Raw genomic sequence first — 12905 nt, 5'->3', positions numbered from 1 at the left:
TGGACGAGCTTCATCCACGCGGATGATCTACACCACCCCGGCCACGCGCCACGTTCTACGGGCGGCGGGCCAGCAGGTGAGTGTCGAGGAAGCCCCGCTCGGACGCTGGATCATGGAGCAACCGAGCCACCGGGACGAGTCCGGCCCCGGCCAGCAACTCGGCAAACTGGTCCGCCGGCCAGCTGTAAGCAGGCGCAACCTTGTGGTCGAAGCGGACAGGCTCCGAGCCCTCGGTTCCGAAGAAGGACACCAGGAGCAGGCCCCCCGGCGCCAGGACACGCACCTGCTCCGCGATCAGCGCGGGCAATTCCTCTGGTGGGGTATGGATCATCGAGTAGTGGGCCAGCACTCCGCCGAGCGCGCCGTCCTCGACCGGCAGGGCCTCCATGCGCGCTTCGTCGAACCGCAGCGCCTGATGAGCCCGCCGGGCGTGGGCGACCATAGCCGGGGAGAGGTCGAGCCCGAAGGCGTCCAACCCCAAGTCGTGCAGCATGGCCGTCAAATGACCAGGCCCGCACCCGACGTCGGCTGCCCGTAGGTTCCCCGTGCCACGCACGAGCTCGGCGAAGGTGCCGATCATGTTCCGCGCGAACGGCTGCGTCTCCAACCGATTAGCGAACATCGATGCATACAGTTCGACGACCCCGTCATAGGCCGCCCTGGTCTCGTCCTGGTGTTTCAACACGGGAAGGAAGCTAACACCCGTGCCGTTCACAGCAGTTCTCCGGACCCATACCGGCCCCTTCCTCGCAGGACTGATCGTCCTCTCACCTGGCCACGGGACGCCCCGCTAGTTCGGAGAAGCCAGGTCGCGTACCAGGTGGGTTCGCCCCCGGGTCCGGTCCAGGCAAGCGTGCTCTTCGGGAAGCCGACCCACAGCACCGCGGGTGCCCCGGAGATGCGCGTCTCGTGGCGGCACGAGCACAGTTCCCTGTCAAGTCCACGTGTTCAGCTCTTGCGCTCCTCTGTGTGGTGGCGTGCGGTGGTAGCCGTCGAAGGTGTGGGACGGTCACCCAAGGTTCGGGCGAGCAGCTCGTGTCAGGTCGGCTGCGCCTCGTTCACCGGCCCTATGTAGGCCACTTTGATGCAATTGATGAGCCTGTGTGAGTTCTCGTCGCCGAGCATGTTCCGATGCAGATGAGCTTTGGGCGGCGGCTCATTCTTCGCTGCCGATCCGGCAAGAATTTAACAATGACGGGTGCGTAACCCTTCACGCCTCAAAGCGTTCTACCAAGCAAACGTCATTGATGTGGTGTCGTGAAGGCTGGCCAGCGACTGTCACCCCAACCTCAGGAACTTCGACGAGCACCGCTTGGTGGGGGTGACGGAGGGGCCTGAAGATAGGGGGAGGGCGGCGTGCGCGTCATCGGCACTAAGCTGGTCACCAACCGTCGGCTCCAAGATCAGGGACAGTGCGCACGGCCGCCCCGTCTTTCAGGCGCCCTCTCGGTCGTCGGCGCTCTCCTGTTGCTCTCCTGTTCGGGGCAGAGCCCGGATGCAGGCTCGGGCCCTCCGCCGACGTCATCTTTGAAGAAGGTCGGCGCGGCGGTCGAGCAGGCCAAGGTCCTGCACTGGTCAGGGTCGTGGCAATACGATGACTGGTTCCCGGAAGGGTCAGCTGCCCTCACGTCAACGCACGTCACTGCCGACCTGCGTGCTATGGGCAATGGTGATGTGTTCGGCACCGTGACCGCCGATGATCACAAGGCGCAGGTTGTGTCGGTCGCGGGCGCGGCAATGTTCGTCAAGGCCGATCGCGTGATGCTGCAGATGATGGGCGTCGAGGAGCCCAAAGCGCACGTCGGCCGTTGGACCGAGATCCGCCGCTCGGCTGGTACTCGCCAGGTGCTCGGGCTGAATTTGGACTGGTTGGCCCCTTCTCCGCTCGCCTCGTCCCTGGCGTCCGCAGCTAAGGCCACCGGTGGAGCCAAGGGGGGCACCTCGTCGGTCCCCTCCTCCGCTGCGGAGCGATTCCCGCGGCCGGACAGGGTGCCCGCCAGCGCGGCCCCTGTCGCCGTAGTCGGCAATGAGAGCACCAAGTCAGGCATGTACTGGGTCACGGCGTCTGAACCACACCAGCTGCTTGGCTACTCGGGGCTCGACGCCCTGCACGACAGCGACGGTCAACCTGACGAATCCGGATTCGACCCTGTGGCGAAGCTGTCAGTACGCACGGAGAACGCAGCCACCGCCCGCGGCACGTATGAGGCGATGCATACGGCCATCCGCTCCCTGCCGTCCGTCGTGCCGATCAGCGCCGAACCCGCCCCGAAAGAGGTCTCGGAGACGGTCGACGAAGAGTGCGGGGTGCTGTGCCAGACCGTCACCGTGACCGTCAGCCTGACGAACCGTATGCCGTACGAGTCCGTCGCCGCCCGGTACGCACTCGCACTCGAGGCCCTCCTGCACAAGGACGAGGACGGTTACCGCTTGGGCAATCCCCGCTCAGTGGACATCGGTTCCTGCACCGTGCGGCTGCCCACCGCCAAGCCCGGCACCACCGTACGGGCCGCCTGCACGATGGGCGGTCCCGCACTGCGGAAGGCGGTCCAGGTAGCCAGTGACCAGCACGGATTCGTGCAGATGACCCTACAGACCGACGCGACCCGTGAGGTCACCGGCATCACCGGGCCCAGCAACTCAACCGACCTGTTGCAGAAGCTCGACTCTCACGCTGACCACGTCCTGGGCACGAGCTGATCCGGCTGACTCGACTGCACGAAGCCGTACGCCTCAAGCCGAGAGCTGCGTACCGGCTCCAGCTCCTGATGCGGCCGGGGAAACCGCCCGCATGCCGCGCCATCCGAGGGAGGAACCGTGGCATCCGCTGCGCACGAAGATGACCCGGCCGGACCGGGCGACAAGGGCCGGACAACGGCGAAGGTTCACGTGAACCTGTTAGAGGACGAGAGCAAGCACAAGGAAGGGGACGTGGTGGAGTCGCGTGTCGGTGAGCCGCGTCCGCAGACATGGTTCCTGGTGGTTGGCGCGGTGATCGGTGTGATCGCCCTGGGGACGTCCCTGGCCGTGCAGTTCTCGGGGTCCATCGACCCTGAGATGCCGAAGATCCCGGGGCTTCCCTCCCTCTCCCCGGGGCCCGAGGGCATTCCGACGGGGCTTCCCACCACGCCGGGCGATCCGACCTCGCTGCCCACCGAGTTGCCCTCCTTCTCCTGGCCCGCCGATCCGCCCACGGGCGGAGTGCCCACGGATTTCGAGTTGCCCACGGACCTTGAGCTGCCCACGGATCTCCCCGGCCTGCCGGGTGATGTCTCGTGACGGAGCGACCCACCATCGGCACCCCCACACCCCCCTCCGACCTCCCCCCTCCCTCCCCTCCAGCGCCCACGTCCACGCCCGCGTTCACCGTCGCGGCCGGCCGACGATTCCTGCGGGACGACGAGGTCACTCGGGGACGCGCCCTGCTCGTGGTCCGGCTGGTCATCGGGGTGTACCTGCTAGAGCTGTTGCTCAATCTGACCCGGCCGCATGTGCTGCCCGACGAGCCCTCCCTCACCATCTTCTGGCGGTTTCCGGGGATGCCGGAGGAGGGTGCGCTGGACTCGTTCGGCTCCCTCTTCGCGATCCCCCGGACCGCCTTCTGGGGTGTGCTCGCGGGCATCGTGGTGGGTATCGCGCTCCAGGCGGTCATCGTCCGGATGCCGTCCAAGGACCGCCGGGCCACCGTCCTGACCTGGGCGGCGCTAGCGGTTCTCCTGGGCTCCTTCGCGCTGTTCTCCCTGTTCGTCCTCGCGAAGTCCCCCCTGCTCGTCCTCGCCTGCGTCCCCACCAGCGCGTTCGCCCTATGGCTCATCCACCGGGCGCAGCGGTTCGGCTGGCTGCCACTGCCGATGCTGCTCACGGCGTTCGGCTGGGGCGCGCTGATCCAGTGGGGTGTAGGCCGCGCATTCACCAACCTGGCGTACGGCACCATCAACGGCTACATGTACGAGGGCACGGACCTCACCGGGTCCACGACCGATGGACCCGGCAACCAGGTCGACTTCACCTTCACCTTCGACCTCGGCTACCGGACGATCGACGTCACGCTGCTTCACCTGAGCACGGTCAACCAACTGGCCGCAGCCGCCGGCGTCGTCCTGCTGATCCTGATGTTCCGGCACCGTGTCACCGATGTCGTGACGGGCCTCGTGCTCGGCGCGGCCGCCGGGCTCGGATACAACTTCACGGAAAGCGTCATCGTCATCGAGCTGTGGTCGATCCTGAGCAGCCTCAACGGCGCGACCGGCGGCTTCGAGTACTGGATCCGCCAGTCGGTGTCCCTGTTCGGCAGCCAGGTCGTCTTCGGCGCACTCGTCGGTGCCGGGATCGGGCTCGCGGCCCAGACGCGGCGACGCGCACAGCGTGTCGGCCTGGTCACCGCGGGGCTGGTGGCGGCGATCGGCGGGGCCGTGGCCAACGAGGTCCTGTCGGCGTGGCTGTCCGGGCTGGTCCGCGACCATGTCGGCATCGGCGGGACGCTCGACACCCTGGTGATCTCCCCGGCCATCTGGCTGGCGCCGCAGGTGCCGTTCCTCACGGTGTGCCTCCTGCTGCTGCGCTCCGGGAGCCGGGCCCGCGTCGCCGCCGCGCGTGTGGCGGCGACGGCCGAGGCCGCCGAGGCGGGCGTCGGTGGCGCCATCACCGGACGCGAGGTGCCGTTCCTCATGGACCCAGCCCTGCGGTTCTGGGCCCTGGTGAGCACGTGGCGACGGCACGGACCGGCCGCGGCACGGGCGTTGCGACGCTTCCAGCGCGCCCAGTTGGAGGTGGCCGGCTGGCGCTGGCAACAGGAACGCGCCGCGGAGGCGAAGGCCCTCGGTGCACGGGAACAGCCGCAGGCACAGGAAGAACGAGAAACGCAGGACGCTCAAGAAACACAAGAAACTCAGGAAGTACAGCAAGCTCAGGAAGCGCCGGAAGCGCCGGAAGCGCCGGAAGCGCGGGAAGCCCGGGAAGAGGGAGAGGCGTTGCAGGCAAGGGCGATGCGGTTGCGTACGGACGTCGGTCGGCTGGTGGGGTCATGACGTCACGCACCGCTGTCACGGCGACCCGACGCACGGCCAGTGCGCTGTGCCTGCTGCTCGCGGCGCTGCTTGCGCCTCTTTCGGCCGCGCCCACCGCGTCCGCCTGTGACGTCAGCTACCGGTATGCGCCCTCGATCAAGTTCGACGGGTCCGGTTTCGGCGTCACACCGTGCTCCAACGCCACCTCCCTGGCGGGCACTTCACTCCTCGCCCTCGTCACGGCAGCGGCCCTGATCGCCATCGGTGCCGCCCTCTTCCGCAAGGGCGAGGCCACCGCGAGGACCCTCGGAGACGAAACCGGACCGGCGCGGGTCCTGGAGGACTACCTGCGTGCCCCCCACGCCACCGGGGACGCGCCCACGGCCGGGAGAGGCCACGCTCCCCAGGCCCAGGAAGGCCGCGTTCCGCACCCCCAGGATGGCCACGACCCGCGGGCCGAGGGAGACCGTGATGCGGATCCCCTCGCCTAGGCGGGCGGCGCACCGACGCCTGTGGCCGCGCCTCGTCACCCTGGTCGTCGCATCGGTCGCGAGTGTGTCGCTGGTGGCACCGGGCGCCCTGGCAAAGCCCTCGGCGCCCGGCTCCGATTCCGACGACGTCGGTCTGATCGTCCCTCAGGGCAAGAGCCTGAACTCCCACCAGGAGAAGCAGGAAGCCGCCGAGAGGCTGCTCGCGACCCCGATGGGACGCGACTTGGCGCGGGCGCGGAAGAAGTTCGGAAAGAGATCCATCCCCGGGAACGTGTCGGTGGAGTACTTCGACCTGGCCTGGTTGAAGGATGATCCCCAGTTCTCCTGGCTCAACGTCGAGCAGTTCTACAACCGTCTGACGAGAGGACTCAATTCCCACTGGTCCCACTTCCGCATCGAGGGAAAGTACGAGATCGACGCGTTTGCGGTCCCGTATCGGGAGGAGAACGAGGACCTTTACGAGGAACTCGGGCTCGGCAGCCAGAGTCGCCTGATCAGAGCCAGGTCCTACAACGTGTACCAAGGGGCCCACTCCGAAGAGATCCCCATCCTGCGCTTCCAGTCCATTGCCGAGGCGGCGATCCGTCTGGAGCGCAAGAACCTCAGCGCCCAGCACGCGAAGGATCTGGCCCTCAAGATGGTGCACGGTTCCGGGGCGGGACTCATCAGCGAGAACAGTCCCTGCATGAAGAGCTGCGACAAGAAGACCGATTTCTTCCCGGTCAGGAAGGCGATCTCCTACTACGGTTACGGGAAACCCACGTCGGATCTGTCCGTGGCCACCGCACGGGAGGTCATGAGCAAGGCCACGCCCGCGATCCAGAAGAGGGACGAGGCCCGCGGGAAGCAGGCGGAGCCGCAGATGCAGCAGACGATGAACCTCTCGCAGGGTGACTGCTCCACCGTCAGCGCCCCCCTCACGCCCGGCCGGGCCGACGGCGAGGGGCACCGGGACGGCCTCGTCCTGGCTGCGGCACAACTGGCCGCGCCCTGTGATCCGGAGGCGTCGTCCAGTGGTCTCGGCAAGGCGCTCACGTCCGCCGACTACGGCGGTGTCGACTTCTCCACGATGGAACTGCGCTACCTCTCCGACCGCCCCGACACCGAAGGAGTGCGGTACGCGTTCTCGGCACAGTCGAATTCCGCAGGACAGCAAAGCCACCGGGCCCCCGAATCCGGTTACAGCGCACTGACCACCACGGCGGAGGATCTGCGGACCTGGCTGGTCCTCGATCCGCAGGATTTCTGGGTCAACCTCAATCCCACGGAACCGGACCGCATCATCGATCCGACCCTGGGGCGCACCAACGCGGGCCGCGCCATGCTGGAGGCCGATCTGCAGATGAAGCGCACGGAGGCGCAGATCCTGCACCCCGACTCGAAAACGGGGGCACGATTCTGGCGGGAGTTCCGGTCCGCGGCGGACGGCTCGTCCTGCTTCTCCGGCCGTATGTGGATCGTCCCCGGAAAGGTCGAGGTCCGAGAGGACGGCGACGAGTTGTACGTCCTCGACGCACAACTCGACGTGAAGAGCGAGTCGGAGAACATCGACGACCCCCACACACCGCCCTGCACAGCCGACGCGGCGACGGACGCCCACAACGAGGACCTGGAGCGGACACTCGTCCTGCCCGAAATCGTCAAGGCGGTCAACACCGCACCTGAATACGCGCCCCTGCGCCGGGCCTTCCTGGCGCGCGTCGTCGCGCAGTGGGTGCGCGAGAGGCACCAGCAGGGGCACCGCACCTCGTTCGACGATCTCATCGACTCGAAAGACCTCGGCCCGGCCGCGAAGAGCGGCGCCTGGCGGCCCCGACAGGTCTTCGACGACTACGTCGACTCCTACCGGAACAAGGAGTTCGACCTCACCCGCGAGACCCGCGACGGCGACACCACCCGCATCAACCGCTACGTCTACGGCGGCGCCGACTTCACGAACCTGGACCTGACGACCGTGGGGAAGGCGGAGGCGGAGCGACGCTTTCCGCAGCTGGCCCGGTCGGCGCGGACCTCGGTCGGCAGCCCGGTCACCGCGGTCGACGGTTCGCTGTGGCTGGGCGGCGCGGCAGACCTGCCGGACAAGGGCTTCTGGAAAGGCCTCTCGGACAAGGTCACCGGGCTGACCGGGGGGAACGGCATGACACTGGTGCTGATCCTCCTCGCCGGCGGCGCCGTCACCTTCGGCTTCCGCACCCGCGGCCGGCAGCGGCCCGCCGCATGAAAACCCTGCACCCAAGGACATGGCAGGGAGCCACGTGCGTCTTTGCGACAAGCTCACCGTGATCACAGGCGCCGCGCTGGCGTCGGCCAAGGCTCAGGGAGGCGATCAACACCGCTCCCGAGTACGCCGCCCTGCGCCGCGTCTACCTCGCCCGGGTGGCCGCCGAGTGGTACCGCGAACTGAGCATGAGGAAGGGCACCACGTACGGCGAGCTCATGAACTCGGGCGACATCACCTGAATGGCGCCTGACGGACGGCTGGAAGCCGCGGGACACCTTCGACGCGTTCGGCGACTCGTACAGGAAGGGAGAGTACAAGGTCACCGACCGGACAACTAGCGGCGGCACAACCTACGTAAGGAGGTACGTGTACGGCGGAGTGGACTTCACCAGAGTGCCCGTCCGCAAGCCCTCGGAGGAAGGGTTCGGGACGGAGTTCCCCACGCTCCCCGCGAGCGTGGACCGGTCCCTCCGCGTTCCGTCCGTCACCGGCCGCGACGACAGGTGATGGTTCCAGGCCTGCCCGGAACACCCGCACGGAGGCGTGGCACCCACCGGCGTGGCGTGGTCACATCGTCCGGTCCGGTCAACCGCGGCTGGACGTAGGCTGCTTCGGGATGCTCCGCAGCCGCGGTGACCAGGCGGGCCAGGACATCGGGGCGCGGCAGGCAGGCGTCGTTGTCGAGGAAGAGAACGTACTGTGCTGGGTTGCCCGCCTCGCGCAGCGCCTCGACACCTGCGTTGCGCCCGCCGGGGATGCCGATGTTCTCCGGCAGGGCGACAGCGATCGCCCCGGGCGGCACGACCTGCGGGGTGCAGCCGTTACCGACCACACACACCCGCACCTCGACCCCGGTCTGGGCCAGCAGCGTCTTCTGCGCGAGAGCTTCCTCCTCGGGACGCTCATTCATGGTCAAAACGATCGCATCGACGCGTGTCGTCACGTTGCCTCCTTGACGGGTGAGACGCCGGCCTGCGCGGGGCGGATGACCTGGGGAAGCGTCAGCAGCAGTGGCGGCGGACACGGCGTAGTGGCGCCGGCCGAGGCTCTCGGCCGCGGCCTTGTCTGTCCTGTCTGTGCGACAACTCCCAGTGACCAGGTCATCGGCGTCAGACACGTTGCTCGACCGCCGAGTGGAGGCCCTGAGCTGTGGAGGGGGTACGGCCCGGCCACTGGAAGACGAGCCGGGCGGAGGGCTTGTCGAGCACGTCGCCGGGCGGCAACTGGTCATCGGGGGTACCGGCCGGGTGGACGGTCATGGGCGGATAACCGGTCTCACGCACGTGCCGGTCCCAGCTGCGCACGCACTCGCTGAACTGTTCGGCCAGGTCAGCGGCGGCCGGGCCGTAGGCGTGAACGGAGAACTCGTAGCAGCGGTCGGCGGGCGCCGGTCCGTCCTTGATCTGGATGCGGGTCAGATAGGCGAGGGAGCCGTCTGCCACCATCGCGGTCGCGTCCTGCTGAGCCACGAGCTTGGATCCTTCCGGTGCGGCCAGGCGGCAGAACCCGGGCAGCGCGGTCGCGGCGTAGACCTGCAGCGTCTCGAAATTGAACCTGCCGGGGACGACGAGCCCGGTGGCCAGCTCCTGCCGGGGCCCGCGCAATGCCTCCTCCAGCCCGGAGGTGTCACCGGGGACCCCGTCGTCCCACCGCACCGTGACCCCCTCGTCGGCCAGGCGGACAGACGGGGCGGCGCGGGCGGCAGCGCCGCGGTCCCGCACGAAACCGCAGTACGTCCAGTGCTCCGCGTGCAGGAGGTTTCCGCGCCGGACCAGGGTGAGGGAGCGGGTGTAGCCGCCCATTTCCAGCGGTACGACCAGCCGGGCCCCCTCGGCGAGCTGCTGCCGCCAGGCCGGGGCGATGTCCGTCGCGTTATGGGTGATGATCACACCGCCGAACCCCCCAGCCGGCACATGGTCGGGTGCGCCGTGGGCGCCGTCGCCGAGGACTGCCGTGACCCGGCCGCTCCCGGCTTCCGCGCACAGCCGCTTCGTGCGGTGCACCACGCAGGGGTCGAGATCCACGGTGACCACGCGGCCGCGCGACCCCAGGACGTGCGCGAGTAACTCCGCGTTGTACCCGCCCGACCCGACCTCCAGGACCGTCATCCCGGGCTCCAGCCGGAGTTGCTCAGCCATGTCGGCCTGCAACCAGGCCGCCGAGACGGAGCTGAGCGCGGTCTCGGGAGATTCCCGGACCGTCACCACGGCCAGGTCATCGTGGTAGGCCGTCTCCAGCGGGACCTCGGGGACGAACCGGTGCCGGGGAACCTCGCGCAGCGCGGCCTGCACCCGCGAGGAGGGAGCCCAGCCCTTCCCGATCACGATGTCCGCCATCCCCACCCGCAGCCCCGTGGCCTCGGCCGGCTCGCCGGGCACCGGCGGGACACCGACGGCGCTCGGGTAGGAGTGGACGGGTGGAAGCCCGGGAAGCACCCCAGGCCACACCGCGTTCAACGCCTGGGCGGATGGCGCGAAGACTCTCCCCAGCGTGGCCAAGGAGTGCAGGTCGTGCCATTCCCAGCGGGAGAAACGGTGCGGCTCGGGCAGGCCGAGTTCACCGTCCCAACCGGTAACGCGGACGACGGCGGTGACGCGCCGCACATCCAGCCGGTCGTCGTGCAGGATCGTGAGGACGTGGGCGTCCTCCTCGAGCGCCCTCAGCCCGGTCTCCTCCGCCAGCTCCCGCACCGCTGCGGCCGCTGCACACTCTCCTGTCTCGATCCGGCCGCCGGGCAGCTCCCACATGCCGCGGGTGGAGCGGCCCAGCAGGACCCGCCCGGAGGAATCGGTGACGACCACCGCGGCCCCGAACACGGCCTGCGGCTCGGGCCGCCGCTTCTCCTCGGCACTGAACGCCCCGGCCGGGCCGCGCAGGACCAGCAGCGCCAGGCCCTCCGCCTCGAACCGCTCGCTCTTGTTGAACCCGTCGGTGAGCGTCGTGAGTTCGTCCTCGTCCAGAGCGATGTGGCGGCGCTCCTCGGGCGTGTGCTCCGCGACGGGGGTGATGATGACGAGCACCCCGCCCTCGCGCAGCCGCGCGGCCAGACGGCGCAGGACCCGGGCCCGGTCGTGCATGAAGGCGACGGACAGCCGGATGGTCACCAGGTCATAGCCGTCATCGGCGAGGTCGGCCATGTCGTCATGCTCAACGTCCAGGCACAGCCAACGCACCCCCTCCACCTCGGCGTGCTCCGCACGGGCCCGGGTCAGGGCGCCCTCCGCGAAATCGACAGCATCGACGGTGTACCCGGAGGAGGCCAGGAAGGCGGCCAGCTCGCCGGTGCCGCAGCCCACATCGAGGGCCCGGCCGCCCGCGCACGCCGGGGCATGCTCGATGAGCAAACCCCTTTCCCCGTTGCCGAGCCGTCGGAAGCCACGGCCTCCGCCGTAGTGCTCGGACCAGTCGGCCCGGGTGTATCCCATGAGTCGCTCCTTGCTACGTCAACGGAGGGTGGTGCTGCGCTGCTGGGGAAGTTAGACGGGCCCGTACAGGGCGGCACGCTGCTGGGTCTGCATGGCCCAGTACCGGTCGCCGAAGCTCCAGTGCCAGAACTCGCTCGGGTCATTGATCAGCCCAGCCGCGGATAGCGCGTTGCCGAGGGTGGCCCGGTTCGTCCGGGACTGGGCGCTGAGACCGGGGGCGTCGGTGTAGCAGGCGCCCGCGGATTCCTCCGGGTCATCGACGTTCAGGCCGTGCGCGCGGACGTCGGCGAGGTCCTCGCCGCATTCCTGGAGGGGGATTGCGGCCACCCGCCGGTCGGACATCAACACGATGCTGCTGCTCACTTGGTCCCCCAGTCCCAGGCGCACCGCGGCGTCCGGCAAAACGGGCCCGTAGCGGGCGTAGGACGCGGCCGCGAACAGGGCCTCCTGCTCCGGCGGCAGGCCCGGGAACAGCACGTCGGCACTGGTCACAAGGCCGCTCCCTCATCGAACAGGCGGGCGGCGGGGAGCTGCCAGGACAAGCGGCCGCACTCGGAGGCGGCCCGCTGCTCGCCGTCCAGGTCGAAGAAGAGGCGGTAGCGGTCGGGGGACCCTGCCGCCCGCCACCGGTCGGCGAGATCCTGGAGCTCCTTCCAGATGTCGCGCGGCCCGTTGGTCGTGACGCTCCAACGCCGGTGGCCCACCGGCTCCACGCGCATCCACGACCCGCAGCCGGGCGCGCCGATCACCAGGTGCTCGGCGCCGAAGTCTCGTACCAGCCCGCCGCCGAGGAGATGATCGGCCGACAGCCAGAAGCCACGGTCCTCATCCGCGGGCGGGGCCATCTTGCTCCGCTGTGTCCACGTGCCTGGCTCGGTGGCCATGCGCTGCCTGAATTCCTCGCCGAGCCAGATCCGCTGCATGCCGTGCCCGGCGCGGTGGGCGAGCTCCACCGCCCGAAGCTCCGCCTCGACGCATCCGTCGGCGGTGCGGTCGACGACGGCGAGGGCCGGCCACGACGGAGAGGCGGTGGTGATATGCGCAAGAAGCCGGCCTCCGGGGGCGAGCTGCTCGACGAGGGCAGCCGGCACGCGCTCCACCGTGTACGACACGAAGATCCGGTCGAACGGCGCCTGCTCCGGGCAGCCCTCACCCCCCGGCCCGAAGACCACCTCCGGCCGAAAGCCGAGGTCGGCCAGCCGCACCGCGGCCGCCTCGGTGAGGTGCCGGTCCCGGTCGAGGGTGGCCACCCCCTGATCGCCGCAGATCTGGCAGGCCACCGCGGCGGTCACCCCCGCCCCGGTGCCGACGTCCAGCACCCGCTGGCCCGGGCGGAGATCCAGCTCCTCCAGCAGCGAGGCGGTCAGGCTCATCAGCGTGGACGCCGACGTGATCGACGCCGCCGACCGCGACCCGCGCGCCCGGGCGAGGAGCGGCTCCCCGTCGTGCTGGACGAGCACACTGCCCCCTCCGTACAGCACCCCGAGCAGCTCAGGTCGGTCCTGCGCCGCCGTCCAGTCCAACAGGTCCCACCGCAGCGGTCCTTCCTCCTGGGAGTTGCGCCGTACGTAGGCCTGTGGCATCAGCACCTCGCGGGGCAGCATCAGCAAGGCGTCGCGGACAGGGCCCGGGCCCAGCGCCCCTTCCTCTTCCAGCCGGGCGACCATTGCCGCCCGCGCGGCAACCGGTGCCGTCGGCCCCGGCGGCACGGCGCAGTCACCCGGCCTGGCCGCCTGCCCCGTCGCCCGATCGGCCTGGGCAG

General features: G+C 69.3%; 10 protein-coding genes. 5 read left to right on the top strand and 5 right to left on the bottom strand.

The genetic code is table 11. The annotated features are described in order from the left end of the window. Positions 1-55: 55 nt before the first annotated feature. Positions 56-685, bottom strand: a complete 630-nt coding sequence (locus tag ACFYYR_RS25155; RefSeq protein WP_388857740.1) for a class I SAM-dependent methyltransferase — start codon at positions 683-685, stop codon at positions 56-58. A gap of 842 nt (positions 686-1527) precedes the next feature. Here ACFYYR_RS25155 and ACFYYR_RS25150 point away from each other — a divergent pair. From ACFYYR_RS25150 to ACFYYR_RS25130, 5 genes are all read left to right on the top strand, one after another. Further along, a complete protein-coding gene (locus tag ACFYYR_RS25150; protein WP_388857737.1) occupies positions 1528-2700 on the top strand; it encodes a hypothetical protein in 1173 nt (390 codons plus the stop codon). A gap of 117 nt (positions 2701-2817) precedes the next feature. Next, positions 2818-3279, top strand: a complete 462-nt coding sequence (locus tag ACFYYR_RS25145) for a hypothetical protein (protein WP_388857734.1) — start codon at positions 2818-2820, stop codon at positions 3277-3279. Beyond that, positions 3276-5027, top strand: coding sequence for a PrsW family glutamic-type intramembrane protease (locus tag ACFYYR_RS25140; RefSeq protein ID WP_388857731.1), 1752 nt, complete (start codon positions 3276-3278; stop codon positions 5025-5027). The genes ACFYYR_RS25145 and ACFYYR_RS25140 overlap by 4 nt, the downstream gene beginning before the upstream one ends. Further along, the gene (locus tag ACFYYR_RS25135) at positions 5024-5497 is read left to right on the top strand and encodes a hypothetical protein (RefSeq protein ID WP_388857728.1); all 474 of its coding nucleotides are present in this window, start codon (positions 5024-5026) and stop codon (positions 5495-5497) included. The genes ACFYYR_RS25140 and ACFYYR_RS25135 overlap by 4 nt, the downstream gene beginning before the upstream one ends. Beyond that, entirely contained in the window at positions 5478-7718 is a 2241-nt protein-coding gene (locus ACFYYR_RS25130; protein ID WP_388857725.1) for a hypothetical protein, read from the top strand. Before ACFYYR_RS25135 ends, ACFYYR_RS25130 begins: the two co-directional genes overlap by 20 nt. Positions 7719-8202: 484 nt before the next feature. On the opposite strand, the gene ACFYYR_RS25125 is transcribed toward ACFYYR_RS25130, so the two are convergent. The 4 genes from ACFYYR_RS25125 to ACFYYR_RS25110 all read right to left on the bottom strand — a co-directional run bounded on the left by ACFYYR_RS25125 (position 8203) and on the right by ACFYYR_RS25110 (position 12810). Further along, positions 8203-8628, bottom strand: coding sequence for a glycosyltransferase family 2 protein (locus ACFYYR_RS25125; protein WP_388857722.1), 426 nt, complete (start codon positions 8626-8628; stop codon positions 8203-8205). A gap of 199 nt (positions 8629-8827) precedes the next feature. After that, positions 8828-11143: a methyltransferase, FxLD system gene (fxlM, locus tag ACFYYR_RS25120; protein WP_388857719.1), complete on the bottom strand. Its 2316-nt coding sequence runs from the start codon at positions 11141-11143 to the stop codon at positions 8828-8830. A 51-nt stretch (positions 11144-11194) separates the two neighbouring features. Further along, positions 11195-11635 carry a hypothetical protein gene (locus tag ACFYYR_RS25115; RefSeq protein ID WP_388857716.1) on the bottom strand — a complete coding sequence of 147 codons (441 nt, stop codon included), beginning with the start codon at positions 11633-11635 and terminating at the stop codon, positions 11195-11197. Next, the gene (locus ACFYYR_RS25110) at positions 11632-12810 is read right to left on the bottom strand and encodes a protein-L-isoaspartate O-methyltransferase (protein WP_388857713.1); all 1179 of its coding nucleotides are present in this window, start codon (positions 12808-12810) and stop codon (positions 11632-11634) included. Before ACFYYR_RS25110 ends, ACFYYR_RS25115 begins: the two co-directional genes overlap by 4 nt. Positions 12811-12905: the final 95 nt, after the last annotated feature.

The sequence above is a fragment of the Streptomyces sp. NPDC001922 genome, assembly GCF_042891165.1.
GTDB lineage: Bacteria > Actinomycetota > Actinomycetes > Streptomycetales > Streptomycetaceae > Streptomyces.
The sequence above is the reverse complement of the archived record's forward strand: the minus strand, read 5'-3'. Positions and strand labels throughout refer to the sequence as shown.